At 70.5% G+C, this 18,719-nt stretch carries 13 protein-coding genes and 1 pseudogene; 8 read left to right on the forward strand and 6 right to left on the reverse strand.

Annotation, left to right across the window (positions count from 1 at the left end):
• The first annotated feature begins 476 nt into the window (after positions 1–476).
• The 4 genes from JIW86_RS14535 (at position 477) to glgB (ending at position 8,116) form a co-directional block, all read left to right on the forward strand.
• Complete coding sequence (locus JIW86_RS14535; RefSeq protein WP_257554085.1) at positions 477–2,471, forward strand: alpha-1,4-glucan--maltose-1-phosphate maltosyltransferase; 1,995 nt, start codon at positions 477–479, stop codon at positions 2,469–2,471.
• On the forward strand, positions 2,468–4,189 hold the full coding sequence (treS, locus tag JIW86_RS14540; protein WP_257554086.1) for a maltose alpha-D-glucosyltransferase: 1,722 nt from the start codon (positions 2,468–2,470) through the stop codon (positions 4,187–4,189). The genes JIW86_RS14535 and treS overlap by 4 nt, the downstream gene beginning before the upstream one ends.
• A gap of 169 nt (positions 4,190–4,358) precedes the next feature.
• Complete coding sequence (locus tag JIW86_RS14545) at positions 4,359–5,819, forward strand: maltokinase N-terminal cap-like domain-containing protein (protein WP_257554087.1); 1,461 nt, start codon at positions 4,359–4,361, stop codon at positions 5,817–5,819.
• Positions 5,816–8,116, forward strand: a complete 2,301-nt coding sequence (glgB, locus tag JIW86_RS14550; RefSeq protein ID WP_257554088.1) for a 1,4-alpha-glucan branching enzyme — start codon at positions 5,816–5,818, stop codon at positions 8,114–8,116. Before JIW86_RS14545 ends, glgB begins: the two co-directional genes overlap by 4 nt.
• Here the strand turns inward: glgB and JIW86_RS14555 are convergent.
• Together JIW86_RS14555 and JIW86_RS14560 are read right to left on the reverse strand one after the other, a co-directional pair.
• Positions 8,106–8,468, reverse strand: a complete 363-nt coding sequence (locus tag JIW86_RS14555) for a thioredoxin family protein (RefSeq protein ID WP_257554089.1) — start codon at positions 8,466–8,468, stop codon at positions 8,106–8,108. The two genes, glgB and JIW86_RS14555, sit on opposite strands and share 11 nt — an antisense overlap.
• A 106-nt stretch (positions 8,469–8,574) precedes the next feature.
• Positions 8,575–8,844: pseudogene (locus JIW86_RS14560) on the reverse strand (MerR family transcriptional regulator); the annotation flags it as partial.
• A 300-nt stretch (positions 8,845–9,144) separates the two neighbouring features.
• On the opposite strand from JIW86_RS14560, the gene JIW86_RS14565 reads away from it, so the two are divergent.
• Positions 9,145–9,765 carry a helix-turn-helix domain-containing protein gene (locus JIW86_RS14565; RefSeq protein ID WP_215140270.1) on the forward strand — a complete coding sequence of 207 codons (621 nt, stop codon included), beginning with the start codon at positions 9,145–9,147 and terminating at the stop codon, positions 9,763–9,765.
• A 116-nt stretch (positions 9,766–9,881) separates the two neighbouring features.
• Here the strand turns inward: JIW86_RS14565 and JIW86_RS14570 are convergent, their stop codons facing one another.
• Entirely contained in the window at positions 9,882–10,907 is a 1,026-nt protein-coding gene (locus tag JIW86_RS14570) for an ATP-dependent 6-phosphofructokinase (RefSeq protein WP_215140229.1), read from the reverse strand.
• Between the two features lie 226 nt (positions 10,908–11,133).
• Here JIW86_RS14570 and pta point away from each other — a divergent pair, with 226 nt between their 5' ends.
• The 3 genes from pta to pyk all read left to right on the forward strand — a co-directional run bounded on the left by pta (position 11,134) and on the right by pyk (position 15,964).
• Positions 11,134–13,224 (forward strand): phosphate acetyltransferase, encoded by a 2,091-nt coding sequence (pta, locus tag JIW86_RS14575; RefSeq protein ID WP_257554091.1) that lies wholly within the window; start codon positions 11,134–11,136, stop codon positions 13,222–13,224.
• Between the two features lie 33 nt (positions 13,225–13,257).
• The gene (locus tag JIW86_RS14580; protein WP_257554092.1) at positions 13,258–14,472 is read left to right on the forward strand and encodes an acetate kinase; all 1,215 of its coding nucleotides are present in this window, start codon (positions 13,258–13,260) and stop codon (positions 14,470–14,472) included.
• 61 nt (positions 14,473–14,533) lie between these two features.
• Positions 14,534–15,964: a pyruvate kinase gene (gene pyk, locus JIW86_RS14585; RefSeq protein WP_215140232.1), complete on the forward strand. Its 1,431-nt coding sequence runs from the start codon at positions 14,534–14,536 to the stop codon at positions 15,962–15,964.
• Positions 15,965–16,071: 107 nt separating this feature from the next.
• On the opposite strand, the gene JIW86_RS14590 is transcribed toward pyk, so the two are convergent.
• The 3 genes from JIW86_RS14590 to JIW86_RS14600 form a co-directional block, all read right to left on the reverse strand.
• The gene (locus JIW86_RS14590; RefSeq protein ID WP_257554094.1) at positions 16,072–17,334 is read right to left on the reverse strand and encodes a hypothetical protein; all 1,263 of its coding nucleotides are present in this window, start codon (positions 17,332–17,334) and stop codon (positions 16,072–16,074) included.
• Positions 17,324–17,899, reverse strand: a complete 576-nt coding sequence (locus JIW86_RS14595) for a DUF6114 domain-containing protein (RefSeq protein WP_215140234.1) — start codon at positions 17,897–17,899, stop codon at positions 17,324–17,326. Before JIW86_RS14595 ends, JIW86_RS14590 begins: the two co-directional genes overlap by 11 nt.
• A 108-nt stretch (positions 17,900–18,007) precedes the next feature.
• Positions 18,008–18,646, reverse strand: coding sequence for a DUF6230 family protein (locus tag JIW86_RS14600; RefSeq protein ID WP_215012200.1), 639 nt, complete (start codon positions 18,644–18,646; stop codon positions 18,008–18,010).
• Positions 18,647–18,719: the final 73 nt, after the last annotated feature.

Here is an 18,719-nt window from a genome sequence, read left to right on the forward strand (position 1 = left end):
CAGCCAACTCCGGCGGCCCCGCGTACCCGTACATCCGTGCGGTGGCATCCGCGATTTGCCCTCTTCGCACCGATTTGCCCTTGTGGCCCGAAGGCCCCAGAGGGGACCGGGTGACAGGTGGGTCTCGTGATGGGTGTCCCTACATCAGGTAGTCCTGCGCGACTTGACGGAGCCCCGCCGGATGTCGAGCCAGGGCTTGGTATTGGCCCCGCCACTACGTACGAGTAGTTAACCAAGCGCGCGGATTGGGCGGGGAGAGAGTGGGAAGGGCTCACCGGGTACACGTGGTACACGCACGGCGCACCCGCCCCCAACCTCTCCCCGCCACCCGAGTGAACGCGGACAGGAGCGGCCATGCCCGCAGCCCAGCCGTCCACCGAGCGGCTACAAACAGACCGAACAGAGCGTGCACTACCAGCCGCGATACCGGCTGGCCTGTTGTCACCGAGCCCTGCGAACTGCCCCCAGGTGATCCCATGATCGGTCGCATTCCCGTGCTGGACGTCCGCCCTGCCGTCGACTGCGGCGCCAGACCCGCCAAGGCGGTCGTGGACGAAGTCTTCGAGATCTCCGCAACCGTGTTCCGCGAGGGACACGACGCGGTCAACGCACACGTCGTGCTCCGCGACCCGAGCGGGCGGCTGCGGCCCCCCGTGCCGCTGCGCGAGCTCGCCCCCGGCACCGACCGGTGGGGCGCGCGGATCTCCGCCGAGGTCGAGGGGAGGTGGACGTACGCCGTCGAGGCGTGGAGCGACCCGGTGGCCACCTGGCGGGCCCACGCCGCCATCAAGATCCCCGCCGGGATCGACACCGGCCTCACCCTCCTCGAAGGCGCCGAGCTCTACACCCGCGCGGCCGCCAAGATCCCCAAGCGCGACGGCCGCGCGGCCGTACTGGCCGCCGCGGAGACCATGCGGGACGAGGACCTCAAGGCCGCCGTACGGTACGCGGCCGCCCTCGACCCCGCCGTGGACGCCGCGCTCGCCCGGCGCCCGTACCGCGAGCTGGTCACCGCCTCCAAGCCGCTGCCGCTGCTGGTCGAACGCAAGCGGGCCCTCTTCGGCTCCTGGTACGAGATGTTCCCCCGCTCGGAGGGGGCCGTCGTCGAGCCCGGTGAGGCGCCGGTCAGCGGGACCTTCGTGACCGCCGCCGAGCGGCTGCCCGCGATCGCCGCGATGGGCTTCGACGTGGTGTACCTGCCGCCCATCCACCCCATCGGCTCCACCTACCGCAAGGGTCCGAACAACACCCTGTCGGCGGGCAGTTGGGACCCGGGCGTGCCGTGGGCCATCGGCTCCACCGAGGGCGGCCACGACGCGGTCCACCCCGAGCTGGGCACCATCGAGGACTTCGACGCGTTCGTCGCGCGCGCCCGCGAGCTGCACCTGGAGATCGCCCTGGACTTCGCCCTCCAGTGCTCCCCCGACCACCCGTGGGTGGAGAAGAACCCGCAGTGGTTCCGCCACCGCGCCGACGGGACGATCGCGTACGCCGAGAACCCGCCGAAGAAGTACCAGGACATCTACCCGGTCCACTTCGACACCGACATGGCCGGCATCGTCGAGGAGACCTGCCGGATCCTGCGGCACTGGATGGACCACGGCGTGCGCATCTTCCGGGTCGACAACCCGCACACCAAGCCGGTCGTCTTCTGGCAGAAGGTGATCGCGGACATCAACAAGTCCGACCCCGACGTGATCTTCCTGGCGGAGGCCTTCACCCGTCCCGCGATGATGCGCGCCCTGGCCGCCGTCGGCTTCCAGCAGTCCTACACGTACTTCACCTGGCGCAACACCAAGGCCGAGCTCACCGAGTACCTGACCGAGCTCGCCGGCACCCACTCGGCCTCCGTGATGCGGCCGAACTTCTTCGTCAACACCCCGGACATCCTCCACGAGTACCTGCAGAAGGGCGGCCGGCCCGCCTTCGAGGTGCGGGCGGTGCTCGCCGCCACCCTGTCCCCCGCCTGGGGCGTGTACGCCGGGTACGAGCTGTGCGAGAACGCCCCGGTGCGGGAGGGCAGCGAGGAGTACCTGAACTCCGAGAAGTACGAGCTGCGGCCGCGCGACTGGGCCGCCGCCGACCGCGAGGGCCGCACCATCGCCCCGCTGATCACCGCGCTGAACCGGATGCGCCGCCGCAACCCGGCCCTCCAGCAGCTGCGCGACATCCATTTCCACCCGACCGACAACGAACAGGTGATCGCCTATTCGAAGCACGCCGGAGCCAATTCCGTACTGGTGGTCGTCAACCTCGATCCGCACCACACCCAGGAGGCGACGGTGTCGTTGGACATGCCGGTACTCGGCCTCGACTGGCACGGGTCCCTCGCGGTGCGCGACGAGCTCACCGGCGAGACCTATCACTGGGGCAGGGCGAACTACGTGCGCCTAGAGCCGGGCCGCACGCCCGCGCACGTACTTGCCGCTCTGCGACCGTCCCCGCCCACCGGAGGGTCACCCACCACATGATGATCAACGATCCCGTCCACGACACCTTCGAGGACACCCCCGCCAAGGACCGCGATCCCGACTGGTTCAAGCGGGCCGTCTTCTACGAGGTCCTCGTCCGCTCCTTCCACGACAGCAACGGCGACGGCGTGGGGGACCTCAGGGGGCTCACCGCCAAGCTGGACTACCTCCAGTGGCTCGGCGTCGACTGCCTCTGGCTGCCGCCGTTCTTCGCCTCGCCGCTGCGCGACGGCGGCTACGACGTCTCCGACTACACCTCCGTGCTCCCCGAGTTCGGCGATCTCGCCGACTTCGTGGAGTTCGTGGATGCCGCGCACCAGCGCGGCATGCGGGTGATCATCGACTTCGTCATGAACCACACCAGCGACCAGCACGAGTGGTTCCAGCAGTCGCGCAAGGACCCGGACGGTCCGTACGGCGACTACTACATGTGGGCCGACAACGACAAGCAGTACCAGGACGCCCGCATCATCTTCGTCGACACCGAGACCTCGAACTGGACGTACGACCCCGTACGCAAGCAGTACTACTGGCACCGCTTCTTCTCGCACCAGCCGGATCTGAACTTCGAGAACCCCGCGGTGGTGGAGGAGGTCCTGTCCGCCCTGCGCTTCTGGCTGGACCTCGGCATCGACGGCTTCCGGCTGGACGCCGTGCCCTACCTGTTCGCCGAGGAGGGCACCAACTGCGAGAACCTGCCCCGCACCCACCGGCTCCTCAAGCGGGTCCGGGAGGAGATCGACGCGCACTACCCCGACACCGTGCTGCTCGCCGAGGCCAACCAGTGGCCCGAGGACGTCGTCGACTACTTCGGGGACTTCACGAAGGGCGGGGACGAGTGCCACATGGCGTTCCACTTCCCCGTCATGCCGCGCATCTTCATGGCCGTACGAAGAGAGTCCCGCTACCCGGTCTCCGAAATCCTGGCCAAGACCCCGGCGATCCCGGACCGCTGCCAGTGGGGCATCTTCCTGCGCAACCACGACGAGCTGACCCTCGAGATGGTCACGGACGAAGAGCGCGACTACATGTACGCCGAGTACGCCAAGGACCCGCGGATGCGGGCCAACATCGGCATCCGGCGCCGCCTCGCCCCGCTCCTGGACAACGACCGCAACCAGATGGAGCTGTTCACCGCGCTGCTGCTGTCCCTCCCGGGCTCGCCGGTGCTGTACTACGGCGACGAGATCGGCATGGGCGACAACATCTGGCTGGGCGACCGCGACGGCGTGCGCACCCCGATGCAGTGGACCCCCGACCGCAACGCCGGTTTCTCCTCCTGCGATCCGGGCAGGCTCAACCTGCCGGTCATCATGGACCCGGTCTACGGGTACCAGGTCACCAATGTCGAGGCCGCGATGGCATCGCCCTCGTCACTGTTGCACTGGACCCGCCGGCTGATCGAGATCCGCAAGGCGAACCCCGCCTTCGGACTCGGCTCGTACACCGAACTGCCCTCGTCCAACCCGGCGGTGCTCGCGTTCCTGCGCGAGTTCGGGGACGACCTGGTGCTGTGCGTGCACAACTTCTCGCGCTTCGCGCAGCCCACCGAGCTGGATCTGCGGTCGTTCAACGGGCGGGTCCCGGTGGAGCTCACGGGTGATGTGCGCTTCCCGCCGATCGGCGAGTGGCCGTACCTGCTGACCCTGGCGGGACACGGCTTCTACTGGTTCCGGCTGCGCGCCGAGCAACGCGGCGAGCAGCGCGCCGCCGAATAGGACTCGTCCTAGCAGGCCGGGTACGGGGCGGGCAGCACGCGAATGGGTCAATCGCCCGCCCCTGTACGGATCATCCTGACCCGACACTCGCACTTGCCGGAGAAGCAACTGCCGCGCATCCGGGACACTCTGCGCATTCTGTGACGGCCCGGGGAAAGGACGCGACGCCATGTCGGAGGCTGCATCCGCCCGGAGCCGGCTGACGGCCGACCGGGCCGCCCTGCTCACCGGGATCGGCCCGCTGGAGCCGATGCTGCGGGCCTGGCTGCCCACGCAGCGCTGGTTCGCGGGCAAGGGCCGTGCCATCGGCGCGTTCAGGACCGTCTCGGCGGCCGAACTGCTGCCTCCGGGGTCCGTCCCCGGACTGGTGCACCTGCTCCTCGACGTCGACGGGGACTGCTACCAACTCCTCCTGGGCATCCGCCCGTCCCTGCCGCCCGCGCTCGCGCACACGCTGATCGGGCACGCCGACGAGGGCCCCTACGCGGGCCGGGCGGTGTACGAGGCGCTGGGCGACCCCCGGCTCGCGGCCATGCTGCTGGAACGATTGCGCTCCCCCGGCAGCCTCGGCCCGCTCCGCTTCGACCGGGACCCGGACGCGCCGGTCCCGGCCGGGCTCGCCCCGCGGCCGCTGTCCGGCGAGCAGACCAACTCCTCGCTGATCTACGGGGATTCGTACATCCTGAAGGTGTTCCGGCGGGTCGGCCCGGGAGTCAACCCGGACCTGGAGCTGCCCCGGGCGCTGGCCGCCGCCGGGTGCGCCCGCGTCCCGGCGCCCGTCGCCTGGTACGAGGCCGAGCTGCCCGGCAGCGAGCCGCTGACCCTGGGCGTGCTCCAGCCGTATCTGCGCGGCTCCGACGACGGCTGGCAGCTCGCACTGCGCCGGCTCGGCGCCGGGGCCGACTTCACCGCCGAGGCCCACGCACTGGGCCGGGCCACCGCCGAGGTGCACAGCGCGCTCGCCGCCGCCCTGCCCACCGTCGCCCTCGGCCCGGAGCAGACCGCCCGGCTCGCCGCCGGGATGACGGCCCGGCTGGCCGCCACCGCCCGGGAAGTGGCCGCGCTGCGGCCCTACGAGGCGGGGCTGCGGGGGGCGTTCGACGCGCTGGCCGCCTCCCGCGGGGCCGGGGTGCCGGCCCAGCGGATCCACGGGGACCTCCATCTGGGTCAGACCCTGCGCACCCTCGACGGCTCCTGGTCGTTGATCGACTTCGAGGGCGAGCCGGCCCGGCCGCTGGCCGACCGGCGCCGCCCCGAACCGGCCGTGCGCGACATCGCCGGGATACTGCGTTCCTTCGACTACGCCGCGCGCTCGCACCGGCCGTTCGCCCCCGCCTGGGCGGACGACTGCCGGGCCGCCTTCTGCGAGGGCTACGCCCGCACCACGGGCCGCGACCCCCGCGAGGATCCCGTGCTGCTGCGCGCGTACGAGACCGACAAGGCGGTGTACGAGGCCCGTTACGAGTCCCGGCACCGCCCCGACTGGCTGCACGTCCCGATGGCCGCGATCCGGCGGCTCTCGGAGCCGCAGCGGCCCGCCCACCGGATGCCTCCGGTCCCGCCCGCCCCCGGCTCCGTCTCCACGCACCCCCAACCCCATCAGAAGCCCCCGAGGAGGCCGCTCGCGTGAGCGCCGCACGACAGCCGTCACCGACCGTCCCCGACGAAACCGGAGCCGTCCCGGCGTCCGCCAAGACAGCGACACGGGCTGGCCGCGCACCCCGGGCCCGCCGCGCCGCCCCACCCCGCGGGGTCCGGCCGGCGCCCGCGCTCGGCGGGGAGGAACGGGCCCGGCTGCTGGAGGGCCGTCACCACGACCCCCACGCGGTGCTGGGCGCCCGCACCGAGCGGGGCGGAGTGGCCTTCCGCGTGCTGCGCCCGTACGCCAAGGCGGTCACCGTCGTCGCCAAGGGGCTGCGGGCCGAGCTCTTCGACGAGGGGGACGGGCTGTTCTCCGGGCTGCTGCCGCTGACCGGGGTGCCGGACTACCGGCTGCTGGTCGCGTACGACAGCGACGAGATCGAGGTCCACGACCCGTACCGGTTCCTGCCCGCGCTCGGCGAGCTGGACCTGCACCTGATCGGCGAGGGCCGCCACGAGCAGCTGTGGAAGGCGCTCGGCGCCGAGCCGATGGAGCACCAGGGGGTGGACGGCACCCGGTTCACGGTGTGGGCGCCGAACGCCCAGGGGGTCCGCGTCTCCGGGGACTTCTCGTACTGGGACTCCGTCGCCTACCCGATGCGCTCGCTCGGCGCCAGCGGCGTGTGGGAGCTGTTCCTGCCCGGCGTGGGCGCCGGGGCGCTGTACAAGTACGACATCACGCGCCCCGACGGCAGTCACACCCTTCGCGCGGACCCGATGGCCCGGGCCGCGGAGGTGCCCCCGGCGAACGCCTCCCGGGTGACCGCCTCCGCGTACGCGTGGGGGGACGCGCAGTGGATGGCGAACCGCGGGGCCCGGCCCCCGCACCAGGCCCCCTTCTCCGTGTACGAGCTGCACCTGGCGTCCTGGCGGCCCGGGCTCTCGTACCGCCAGCTCGCCGAGCAGCTGCCGGGGTACGTGAAGGAGCTCGGCTTCACGCACGTGGAGCTGATGCCGGTCGCCGAGCACCCCTTCGGCGGCTCCTGGGGCTACCAGGTCACCGGCTTCTACGCGCCGACCTCGCGGATGGGCGGCCCGGACGACTTCCGTCTCCTCGTGGACGCGCTGCACCAGGCCGGGATCGGGGTGATCGTCGACTGGGTGCCGGCGCACTTCCCGCGCGACGACTGGGCCCTCGCCGAGTTCGACGGGCGGCCGCTGTACGAGCACCAGGACCCGCGGCGGGCCGCGCACCCGGACTGGGGGACGCTGGAGTTCGACTACGGCCGCAAGGAGGTCCGCAACTTCCTCGTCGCCAACGCCGTGTACTGGTGCGAGGAGTTCCACGTGGACGGGCTGCGCGTGGACGCGGTGGCCTCGATGCTCTATCTCGACTACTCGCGCGCCGAGGGCGAGTGGACGCCCAACGAGCACGGCGGGCGGGAGAACCTGGACGCGGTGGCGCTGCTCCAGGAGATGAACGCGACCGTGTACCGGCGCTGCCCGGGCGTGGTGACGATCGCGGAGGAGTCCACCGCGTGGGAGGGCGTGACCCGGCCCACGGACTCGGGCGGGCTGGGCTTCGGCCTGAAGTGGAACATGGGCTGGATGCACGACACGCTGCGCTACATGTCGAAGGAGTCGGTGCACCGCAAGTACCACCACCACGACATGACCTTCGGGATGATCTACGCCTTCAGCGAGAACTACGTGCTGCCGATCTCGCACGACGAGGTGGTGCACGGCAAGGGTTCGCTGGTGTCGAAGATGCCCGGGGAGGACTGGTGGCAGAAGCGGGCCGCGCACCGGGCGTACCTGGGCTTCATGTGGGCCCACCCGGGGAAGCAGCTGCTCTTCATGGGTCAGGAGTTCGCCCAGGGTTCGGAGTGGTCTGAGGTGTACGGGCCGGACTGGTGGCTGCTGGACGACTCCTATTCGGCGGCCGGTGACCACCGGGGCGTCCGCACCCTCGTGCGCGACCTGAACCGCACCTACACGGCGGCGCCCGCCCTGTGGGAGCGGGACACCGTGCCGGAGGGCTTCGCCTGGGTGGAGGCGGACGCCGCGGAGGACAACGTGTTCGCCTTCCTGCGGTACGCGCAGGACGGCTCGCAGCTCCTGTGCGTGTCGAACTTCTCGCCGGTGGTCCGGCACGGGTACCGGGTCGGGGTGCCGCAGGACGTCCCACTGTGGCAGGAGGTCCTCAACACCGACCAGGAGCAGTACGGCGGCAGCGGGGTGCGTCATCTGCAGCCGCTGCGGCCCGAGCCGGTCCCCGCGCAGGGCCGCCCGGCGAGCCTGCGCCTGACGCTCCCGCCGCTGGCGACGGTCTGGCTCAGGCCGTAACGGCCGCCGCGAGGTGCTCCTCCAGTTCCTGGAGGAGCTTGCGCTTGGCCCGGGCCCCGACCATCTGCCGGACGGGCTCGCCGTCGCGGAAGACGAGCAGGGTCGGCATGGACAGCACCCCGTACCGCGTGACGGTGGCGGGGTTGCCGTCCGCGTCGATCTGCACGACCTTGAGGCGGCCGGCCTCCTCGGCGGCGATCGCGGACAGCACGGGCAGCACGGGCGCGAGCTGGCGGCAGGGGCCGCACCAGTCCGCGGTGAACTCCACGAGGACGGGCCTGCCCCGCTCGCCGAGCACCTCGGTGTCGAAGTCGGCGTCGGTCACTTCCGCGACACCCTGTGCGTGGATCATGTCGTGTTCCCCCTCTTGTGCCGGTCATCCGGTCATCCGGTCATTGCGCAGCGCGGTGTCGCGGCTTCCCCAGCGGCCTCCTCGGCGACGGCGATCCCCCAGCTACCGCTGGGGGAGAGTCCCCGGACGGGTGGCCGGCCCGCAGGCAGTCCACGAAGGGCCGGGTCTCCTCCAGCTCGAAGCCGAAGTCCTGGAGCATGCGGATCTGGCGGAGCAGCCGCAGGTCGTCCTCGTCGTAGGTGCGGTAGCCGTTGTCCGTCCGACGGGCGGGCAGGAGCCCGCGCGACTCTCCCCCAGCTACCGCTGGGAGGTGCCCCCAGTACCGCAGGGTCCGGGTGCTGGTTCCGGCCCGCTCCGCCAGTTCACCGATGCGCATGGCCCGACCGTATTCCTTGACGCCGACGTCAAGGCAATGTGTGAGAGCTGTGAGGGGTCTTGCGCTGACCGGCTCTGGCTGGAACCGTACGGTGTAGTCGATCTTCGAGTGCACCGATTACCGGACGGTCGCCGGGAAACCCGGCGAAATGCCGCAACTCCATAGGACGTTCCTACGAGTTATGGGCTTGTTTGATTGGTCTGTAGGCGCCGCGCCCTGGCCACTTCTACGGTGTGCCATGTGCACTCCAGCCCACCTTTCAATGCCCCCGCCGCGCGTCGTCTGCGCGCGGCCCTGGGCATGGCTCCCGGTCATGTCGCCTATGGCCTGCGCGCCCAGTACGGACTGATCGTCGCGCCCGAGACCGTGATGGCCTGGGAGCGTGGCGAGATATCTCCTTCCTCGGCCGAGCTCACGGCCCTCGCCGGCGTCCTGTGGTGCTCTCCCGGGGAGCTGCTCGCCGAGCCGGTCACCTTGCGGGAGCACCGGATCTCCAGGGGGCTGGCCGCGGAGGAGCTGGCCCGGCGGATCGGCCTGGAGGCGAACGCGTACCAGAAGATGGAGGACACCGGGCGCTGGAAGGGCAACGAGCGCCAGTCCGCCGCCCTCGCGACGGCACTGGGTCTGACCCTGGCCCAGTTCGTGACGGCCACCGGCAAGCAGGAGGAGCTGGCGGACCTGCTGCGCAGCGCGGTGACCACGCGCTGGCAGGCGTACGTTAAGCCGCTGGGCAAGCTGCTGCCGATCCCCAAGGCCCATCTGGAGCGGATGCTGGAGCTGCTGCACGGGGACTACCAGTCGCGGATGATGGCGACGCTCAGCTGGGGCAGCGGCGGCGAGGCCGGGAGCGGGGACGCGGGGCGGGAGTTCCTCGCTGAGATCGTGGACCGGTTCTGGAGCCTCGCGGGCGGTGCGACGTAGGACACTTCCGGTCGAACCGGACATGTGCCGAACGGCCCCGGCCCGTCCTCGAGAGGGACGGGCCGGGGCCGTTCGGCCGGCGGAAAGGGGGCGGAAGTCCCGCGCCCGGGGGACCTTTAGAAGACGGACTCGGCCTCGTACACGCGGGCCTCGGGAACCGTCTTCAGCTCGGTGACGGCCAAGGCCAGCGGGGCCATCACGATGTCGGTGCCGCGCAGGGCGGTCATGTTGCCGAAGTCGCCGCGGTGGACGGCCTCGACGGCGTGCCAGCCGAAGCGGGTCGCGAGGACGCGGTCGTACGCGGTCGGGGTGCCGCCGCGCTGGACGTGGCCGAGGATGACCGGGCGGGCCTCCTTGCCCAGGCGCCGCTCCAGCTCGACCGCCAGGCGGTTGCCGATGCCGGCGAAGCGCTCGTGGCCGTACTGGTCGATGGCGCCCTTCTCGTACGGCATGGAGCCCTCGGCCGGGTGCGCGCCCTCGGCGACGCAGACGACGGCGAACTTCTTCCCGCGGGCGAACCGTTCCTCCACCATCTTCACCAGGGCGTCCACCTCGAAGGGACGCTCGGGCAGACAGATCCCGTGCGCGCCGCCGGCCATGCCGGACTCCAGGGCGATCCAGCCCGCGTGGCGGCCCATGACCTCGACGACCATCACGCGCTGGTGCGACTCGGCGGTGGTCTTCAGGCGGTCGATGGCCTCGGTGGCGACCATGACGGCGGTGTCGAAGCCGAAGGTGCGGTCGGTGGAGGAGATGTCGTTGTCGATGGTCTTCGGCACGCCGACGACCGGCATCCCGGCATCCGACAGCATCCGCGCGGCGGTCAGGGTGCCCTCGCCGCCGATCGGGATGAGGGCGTCGATGCCGTAGCGCGTCGCCAGTTCCTGCGCGTTCTCGGCGGCTTCGTGAAGACGTGCGCGCTCCATGCGGGCCGAACCGAGGATCGTGCCTCCGCGGGCGAGAATGCCACTGACGGCATTGATGTCGAGAGGGCGGAAGTTGCCGTCCAGGAGGCCCTTGAAACCGTCTTCAAAACCGATGACCTCGTCCCCGTGCCCGACCACGGCGCGGTGTACGACCGATCGGATGACAGCGTTGAGGCCCGGACAGTCGCCGCCTGCGGTGAGAACTCCGATACGCATCGTGCTGTGTCTCCTGCCGTACATGTGAAGAAGGGCGTAATGAGGAAGCCTGTCCGATTGTTCCACGGGCCGGGGGTGCCCCGCGTCTTCTGCTGCTCCGCCCGCCGGGCCTTTCGACCCCTCCGGCCAGGCCTTTTCCCGGCGGGCGTCCTATCCATCGGCAGAGGTATTGTCAAGAGGTCAAGCCACACTAAATGGACATTCACAGCATGGACGGAGAGCACGCGTGACGCGCAGCGTGTACGTGACCGGCATCGAGCGGGGGGACGGCCGACAGGTCGTCGAGCTGGGAATCATGGAGATCCTGACCCGGCAGACAGGCCGGGTCGGCGTCTATCGCCCGTTGCTCCACGACGGCCCCGACCGGCTCTTCGATCTGCTCAAGGCCCGCTACCGGATCGACCAGGACGCGTCCACGGCCTACGGCATGGAGTACGAGGAGGCCTCGGCGATCCTCGCCGAGAAGGGCACCGACGAGCTGGTCTCGCAGCTGGTCGACCGCTACCACCGGGTGGCCCGCGAGTACGAGGTCATGCTGGTCCTGGGCACCGACTACGCCGACACCAACCTCCCCGACGAGCTCGCGCTCAACGCCCGGCTCGCCAACGAGCTGGGCGCGGTCGTCGTTCCCGTCGTGGGCGGAGTCAAGCACCCCGCCGAGGCCGTGCGCGCCGAGACCCGCAACGCCTACCGCGCGTACGAGACCCTGGGCTGCCACGTGGTCGCGATGGTCGTCAACCGGGTGGCCGCCGAGGACCGCGACACCATAGCCGAGCGACTGGCCGCCCGGCTCCCCGTGCCCTGCTACGTGCTGCCGGACGACAAGTCGCTCTCCGCCCCGACCGTCGCCCAGATCACCCAGGCGCTCGGCGGCGAGGTGCTCCTCGGCGACGAGGCCGGGCTGGCCCGCGACGCCCTGGACTTCGTCTTCGGCGGCGCCATGCTGCCGAACTTCCTGAACGCGCTGACCCCCGGCTGTCTGGTCGTCACCCCCGGGGACCGCTCCGACCTCGTCATCGGCGCACTGGCCGCGCACACCTCGGGCACCCCGCCGATCGCCGGTGTGCTGCTCACCCTGAACGAGCGCCCGGGCCCGGACATCCTCACGCTGGCCTCGAAGCTGGCGCCGGGCACGCCCGTGGTGTCGGTGGCCGGCAACAGCTTCCCGACCGCCGCCGAACTCTTCTCGCTGCAGAGCCGGTTGAACTCCGCGACCCCGCGCAAGCTGGAGACCGCGCTCGGCCTCTTCGAGCGGCACGTGAACACCGGCGAGCTGCGCGACCTGCTGTCGGTGGCCCGCTCCGAGCGCGTCACCCCGATGATGTTCGAGCACGAGCTGCTGGAGCGGGCCCGCGCCGAGCGGCGCCGCGTCGTACTGCCCGAGGGCACCGAGGAGCGCGTGCTGCGCGCCGCGGACGTGGTGCTGCGCCGGGGGGTGTGCGACCTGACCCTGCTGGGCGAGGAGCAGGCGATCGTGAAGAAGGCCGGCGACCTCGGGATCGACATCTCGGGCGCACAGCTCATCGATCCGGCGACCTCCCCCTTGCGGGAACGTTTCGCCGAGTACTACGCCAAGGTCCGCGCCCACAAGGGCATGACCGTCGAGCTGGCCAACGACGTGGTCACCGACGTCAATTACTTCGGCACCCTGATGGTCCAGGAGGGCCTGGCCGACGGCATGGTCTCCGGCTCGGTGCACTCCACCGCCGCGACCATCCGCCCGGCCTTCGAGATCATCAAGACCAAGCCCGAGGCCTCCATCGTCTCCTCGGTCTTCTTCATGTGCCTGGCCGACCGGGTCCTCGTGTACGGCGACTGCGCGGTCAACCCGGACCCGGGCGCCGACCAGCTCGCCGACATCGCCGTCCAGTCGGCCGCCACCGCCGCCGCCTTCGGCGTCGAGCCGCGGATCGCGATGCTCTCGTACTCGACCGGCACCTCGGGCAGCGGAGCGGACGTGGACAAGGTCCGCAAGGCCACCGAGATCGTCCGCGAGCAGCGCCCCGATCTGCTGATCGAGGGTCCGATCCAGTACGACGCGGCCGTGGAGCCCTCGGTCGCCGCGACCAAACTGCCCGGGTCCGAGGTGGCCGGCCGCGCGAGCGTGCTGATCTTCCCCGACCTCAACACCGGCAACAACACGTACAAGGCCGTGCAGCGTTCGGCGGGCGCCGTGGCGGTCGGCCCGGTGCTCCAGGGCCTGCGCAAGCCGGTCAACGACCTCTCGCGCGGCGCACTGGTCCAGGACATCGTCACCACCGTGGCCATCACCGCGATCCAGGCCCAGTCGCAGCCGCAGCCGCAGGCCGCCCGGTAATCCCCCACCGCACCCGAAGGAAAGACCCGCATCGTGACCGCATCGCGCGTACTCGTCCTCAACTCCGGCTCCTCGTCGGTCAAGTACCAGCTCCTCGACATGGCGGACCGCTCCCGCCTGGCCGTCGGCCTGGTGGAGCGGATCGGTGAGGAGACCTCCCGTCTCGTGCACGAGACGCTGACCGGACCGGGCGCCGCGGGCGGCAAGCGCGAGCAGCTCGGCCCGATCGCCGACCACGAGGCGGCCCTCAAGGCGGTGGCGGCGGAGCTCGCCGCCGACGGGCTGGGCATGGACTCCCCCGAACTGGCCGCCGTGGGGCACCGCGTGGTGCACGGCGGGACGAAGTTCACCCAGCCGACCGTGATCGACGACGCGGTGCTGGCGGAGATCCGGAGCCTGATCCCCCTCGCGCCGCTGCACAACCCGGCGAACGTGACGGGCATCGAGGTGGCGCGCGGGCTGCGTGCGGACATCCCGCAGGTCGCCGTCTTCGACACGGCCTTCCACTCCACGATGCCGGAGTACGTGGCGCGGTACGCGATCGATGCCGCGACGGCGGACCGGTACTCCATCCGGCGGTACGGATTCCACGGGACCTCCCACGCCTACGTCTCGCGGGCGACGGCCGCGCTGCTCGGCCGACCGGTGGAGGACGTGAACGTGATCGTGCTGCACCTGGGCAACGGCGCCTCCGCCTCCGCGGTGCGGGGCGGGGTGTGCGTGGAGACGTCCATGGGCCTGACCCCGCTGGAGGGTCTGGTCATGGGGACCCGTTCGGGCGATCTCGATCCGGCGGTCGTCTTCCACCTGGCGCGGGTGGGGGGCCTCTCGGTGGATGAGATCGATTCGCTCCTGAACAAGAAGAGCGGTCTGCTGGGCATGTGCGGCGACAACGACATGCGCGAGGTGCTCCGGCGGGCGGGCGAGGGCGACGAGGCGGCGAGCCTCGCCTTCGCCGCGTACGTCCACCGGCTGAAGAAGTACATCGGTGCCTACTCGGCGGTCCTGGGGCGGGTGGACGCGGTGGCGTTCACGGCCGGGGTCGGCGAGAACGCCCACCAGGTCCGCGAGGCCGCGCTGGACGGCCTGGCCGAGCTGGGCCTGGCGCTGGATCTCGAAGCCAACGCGGCGCGTTCCCCGCAGCCGCGGCTGGTTTCGGCGGAGTATGCCCGGGTGGCCGTGGCGGTGGTCCCGACGGATGAGGAACTGGAGATCGCCACCCAGGCGTATGCGCTGGTTACCCACTAGTCACTTGGACTTTCCACCAGACGGAATATTCCGCTACGAAACAAACCGATAGGATCCAGTCATGCGCCGTTCCAAAATTGTCTGCACGCTGGGCCCCGCCGTCGACTCGTATGAGCAGCTGAAAGCGCTCATCGAGGCAGGCATGAACGTGGCCCGATTCAACTTCAGCCACGGATCCCAGGCAGAACACCAGGAGCGGTACGACCGCGTCCGGAAGGTCTCCGAGGACACCGGGCGCGCCGTCGGCGTCCTCGCCGACCTCCAGGGCCCGAAGATCCGTCTGGAGACCTTCGCCGAGGGTCCCGTCGAGCTGGTGCGCGGTGACGAGTTCACCATCACCACCGAGGACGTCCCGGGTGACAAGTCCATCTGCGGTACCACCTACAAGGGCCTGCCGGGTGACGTCTCCCAGGGCGACCAGATCCTGATCAACGACGGCAACGTCGAGCTGCGGGTGACCGAGGTCGAGGGCCCGCGGGTCAAGACCATCGTCATCGAGGGCGGTGTCATCTCGGACCACAAGGGCATCAACCTGCCGGGTGCCGCCGTCAACGTCCCCGCCCTGTCGGAGAAGGACGTCGACGACCTCCGCTTCGCCCTGCGGATGGGCTGCGACATGGTCGCCCTCTCCTTCGTCCGCGACGCCAACGACGTCAAGGACGTCCACAAGGTCATGGACGAGGAGGGCCGCCGGGTCCCCGTCATCGCCAAGGTGGAGAAGCCGCAGGCCGTCGAGAACATGGTGGCCGTGGTCGACGCCTTCGACGCGGTCATGGTGGCCCGTGGTGACCTGGCCGTCGAGTATCCGCTCGAGAAGGTCCCGATGGTCCAGAAGCGGCTCATCGAGATGTGCCGCCGCAACGCCAAGCCGGTGATCGTCGCGACCCAGATGATGGAGTCGATGATCACCAACTCCCGCCCGACGCGCGCGGAGGCGTCCGACGTCGCCAACGCGATCCTCGACGGCGCGGACGCGGTCATGCTGTCGGCCGAGTCCTCGGTCGGCGCCTACCCGATCGAGACCGTCAAGACGATGTCGAAGATCGTCACGGCGGCCGAGGAGGAGCTCCTCTCCAAGGGCCTGCAGCCGCTGGTCCCGGGCAAGAAGCCCCGTACCCAGGGCGGCTCCGTCGCCCGCGCGGCCTGCGAGATCGCGGACTTCCTCGACGGCAAGGCGCTCATCGCCTTCACCCAGTCCGGTGACACGGCCCGCCGCCTGTCGCGCTACCGCGCCACGCAGCCGATCCTGGCCTTCACCACGGACGTCAACACCCGCAACCAGCTCACGCTGAGCTGGGGCGTCGAGTCGTACGTCGTCCCGCACGTGAACAACACCGACGCGATGGTCGACCTGGTGGACGGCGAGCTGCTCAAGCTGGGCCGCCACAACCAGGGCGACACCATGGTCATCACGGCCGGCTCGCCCCCCGGCGTCCCCGGCACCACCAACATGGTCCGGGTGCACCACCTGGGCGGCGGCGCGCGGGACTGACCCCGCCACCGCACCGCAGGACTCTGCCGCACAGAGGCCGAGGGCGGCACCCCGCAGCGATGCGGGGTGCCGCCCTCGGCGTTTTTCGCGTGCGCGGTCGTACGGGACTACTCCGGCGGGCCGATGTAGTTCTTCAGGCCCGGGACCGTGAGCGTGCCGCCGAACTGGCCGGCCTGGACGACCTTGACGTCCGTGAAGAACGCGAACGGGACGTTCAGCGGCGGCGGGCTGTTCGGGGTGAACTCGATCGGGATCAGACCGAAGAGGTTGCCCTTGAGGCTCTCGGTGTACATCGTCACCGTGCCGCCGCGGATCTTGGAGGTGGAGCCCGGGCGGGACTTCAGGTGGGCGACGTTCCCCGTGGTGCCGACCGTCTGGTAAAGGTCCTTGATGTCCAGCGAGTCCGCGGTGAACTTCAGGACCTTCTTGGTCTTGCCGCCGGCCGTCTTCACCTCGACGATGCCGTGGTAGTCCAGGCCGTAGAGGGTCAGCAGGGAGCTGTCGAGGTACCAGGGCTCGTCCGGCAGGAGCGGGATGCCCGGCTCCAGTTCGGCGTCGGCCAGGGCCTGGGCGTCGTAGGTCGGACAGGGGAAGGGTTCCTTCCCGTCCGCGTCCTTCGTCGCCTCCGGCGTGGCCTTGTCCTCGGCGGCCTCGTCCTCGCCCGTCTCGTCCTTCGGGGTCTTCGCGGTGTCCTTGACCTCGTCGGACAGCTCCTTGACCTCGGCTCCGGCCTTGCCCGCCGCGTCGCGGATGGCGTCCGCCGCCGGGTCCGGGGCCGGGGCCGCGGGCTTCGGAGCGGTCGTCGTGGAGGGCGCGGGCGTCGGGGTCGCCGTCGGCTGCGCGTCCGTGACGGGGTTGAGGAGCTTCTTGAGCGCGTCGCCGACACCCAGCGGGTCCAGCGGGTTCGTGGACTTGGTCGGCGTGGGCGTGGGCGCGGGCGTCGGCGCGGCGGCGGCCGGGGCCGCGGCCGCCGGCTTGGTCGCCGTCGGGGACGGGGAGCCGCTCGGCTTCGGCTTGGCGGATGCGGAGGCGGACGCGGACGGCGAGGGGGACGCACTGGGCGACGCACTCGGCGAAGGCGACTTCGAAGGCGTCGGGGACGCCGACTCCGATTCCTTGGGCTCGTCGGACCGCGTCACGCACGGCCCGGGCGCGAAGGGGATGTCCTTCTCGTCGGCCACGGCCAGCTTGGGCGCCATGCCCATGCCGACGAACACGGCCGTCGGCATGGCCGCCAGCGCCATCGTCTTGCCGACGGGTATCTGGAGCTTGTTCAGCAGCGATTTCCTGGGCGCCGCGTGCCGCGGCCCCTTGATCTCGCGGGACTCTGCGCCTGGGGCCACGCCCCGCTGCGTCTCGTCACCCCGCACTGTTCCTCCCGCCATCGGCGTGGGCAGTCGTCTCGCTCGCGTGTGCCGGCGTTTCCGTTTCGCGCTGTCCCGGGATGCCCTGGGGACCCGCCATCGCCTCTGCCTTGCCCATGTCCACCGCGGCCGGCCGCTGGTTTTCCTGAGACTCGTCCGCCGGCTGCCCGGGGACCCATGCCAGGGCGAGGGCGCCGCCGATCATGGAGAGGATGAAGCCCATGAAGAAGCCGCCGAGGTTGGACACCGGGAGCGAGACCAGGGCCAGCAGGATCGCGGCGACGCCTGCGAAGACGCGGATGGCCTGCTGGAACCAGAGGGCCAGACCCAGCGTGATCAGCAGTACGCCGATGATCAGCGCACCGGCGCCACCCGTGGTGGCCATCGCCAGGCTGATGTTGCCCAGCCGGAGGTCCGCGTACGGGAAGTAGGCGATCGGGAAGCCACCGAGGAGCGTGAACAGCCCGGCCCAGAAAGGACGGCGACCGCTCCAGGCGTGGAAGTGGTAGTACACCGCGGTGAGCCAGGCGTCGTCTTCGCGGCGAACATAAACCGGGGCCTGGGGGTTCATGGACAACAGCTCCCTGGAAACGGTGGTACGGAAAACTCTGTGGAGCCCCGGACGGGCGGACGGCGACTCGCGCCGCCGGCCACCCCTCCGGTCACTCGCCGGGACGGGTTACTTCTCGTCCTGGTAGCACGGCTGGTCGCCGCCGAGCAGGCGCAGCTTGAGGTCGGGCAGCTTGAAGGTGCCCGCCGTCGTCGCCCACGCCTTCTGGCGCACGTTCGACAGGATCGCCTTGTCCGCGCGCTGCGAGAACGCGTACGGGCTGGCGACCGTGCCGGCCTGCGGCTTGGTCTTGTGGCTCGCGTCGCCGACAGCGACACCGATGTCCAGGTTCTTGAACTCGGCGTCGGTGTCGAGCTCGGCAACATCCAGGTAGATGTTGTCGGCGACGGCCGGCTTGCCCTTGTGGCCGGTGCGCAGCTGCAGCGTGATGTTGCCCAGCGGCGTCGGGGTCACCAGCGACTGGCACATGTTGGTGATCTCGGCGTGGCTGAACCCGGAGATGGTGACCGGGTGGTGCTGCGCGTTGCCCTTGAGGTCGTGACCCTCGGCAATGCCGCCGTACTGGATGAGGTTGTCACCGTCGAGCTTGTCGGCCGAGACCTTGAAGTCCTGGCCGGAGACGCTGAAGGACGCCGCGAGGGCTCCCTGCGCCAGACCCACACCGACCGCGGCCGTGGCCGCGATGCTCGGCACCATGACGAGCGCGAAGCGCTTCCATCTGGTCCCGCCACGAACCTGAGAACTCATTTCGTTCCTCCTTCTCGGACGTACATCTCCGGTCCGGGCCGTGCCCGTCCTGGGATGGGAGAAGTGCTACGTC

It is taken from the genome of Streptomyces sp. NBC_00162, assembly GCF_024611995.1.
Taxonomy (GTDB): domain Bacteria; phylum Actinomycetota; class Actinomycetes; order Streptomycetales; family Streptomycetaceae; genus Streptomyces.

What these genes read in the sequence shown, in the direction of transcription:
- JIW86_RS14535 (WP_257554085.1), top strand. Translation starts at nt 477, where the DNA reads ATGATCGGTCGCATTCCCGTGCTGGACGTCCGCCCTGCCGTCGACTGC.
- treS (WP_257554086.1), top strand. Translation starts at nt 2,468, where the DNA reads ATGATGATCAACGATCCCGTCCACGACACCTTCGAGGACACCCCCGCC.
- JIW86_RS14545 (WP_257554087.1), top strand. Translation starts at nt 4,359, where the DNA reads ATGTCGGAGGCTGCATCCGCCCGGAGCCGGCTGACGGCCGACCGGGCC.
- JIW86_RS14555 (WP_257554089.1), bottom strand. Translation starts at nt 8,468, where the DNA reads ATGATCCACGCACAGGGTGTCGCGGAAGTGACCGACGCCGACTTCGAC.
- JIW86_RS14565 (WP_215140270.1), top strand. Translation starts at nt 9,145, where the DNA reads ATGGCTCCCGGTCATGTCGCCTATGGCCTGCGCGCCCAGTACGGACTG.
- JIW86_RS14570 (WP_215140229.1), bottom strand. Translation starts at nt 10,907, where the DNA reads ATGCGTATCGGAGTTCTCACCGCAGGCGGCGACTGTCCGGGCCTCAAC.
- pyk (WP_215140232.1), top strand. Translation starts at nt 14,534, where the DNA reads ATGCGCCGTTCCAAAATTGTCTGCACGCTGGGCCCCGCCGTCGACTCG.
- JIW86_RS14595 (WP_215140234.1), bottom strand. Translation starts at nt 17,899, where the DNA reads ATGAACCCCCAGGCCCCGGTTTATGTTCGCCGCGAAGACGACGCCTGG.
- JIW86_RS14600 (WP_215012200.1), bottom strand. Translation starts at nt 18,646, where the DNA reads ATGAGTTCTCAGGTTCGTGGCGGGACCAGATGGAAGCGCTTCGCGCTC.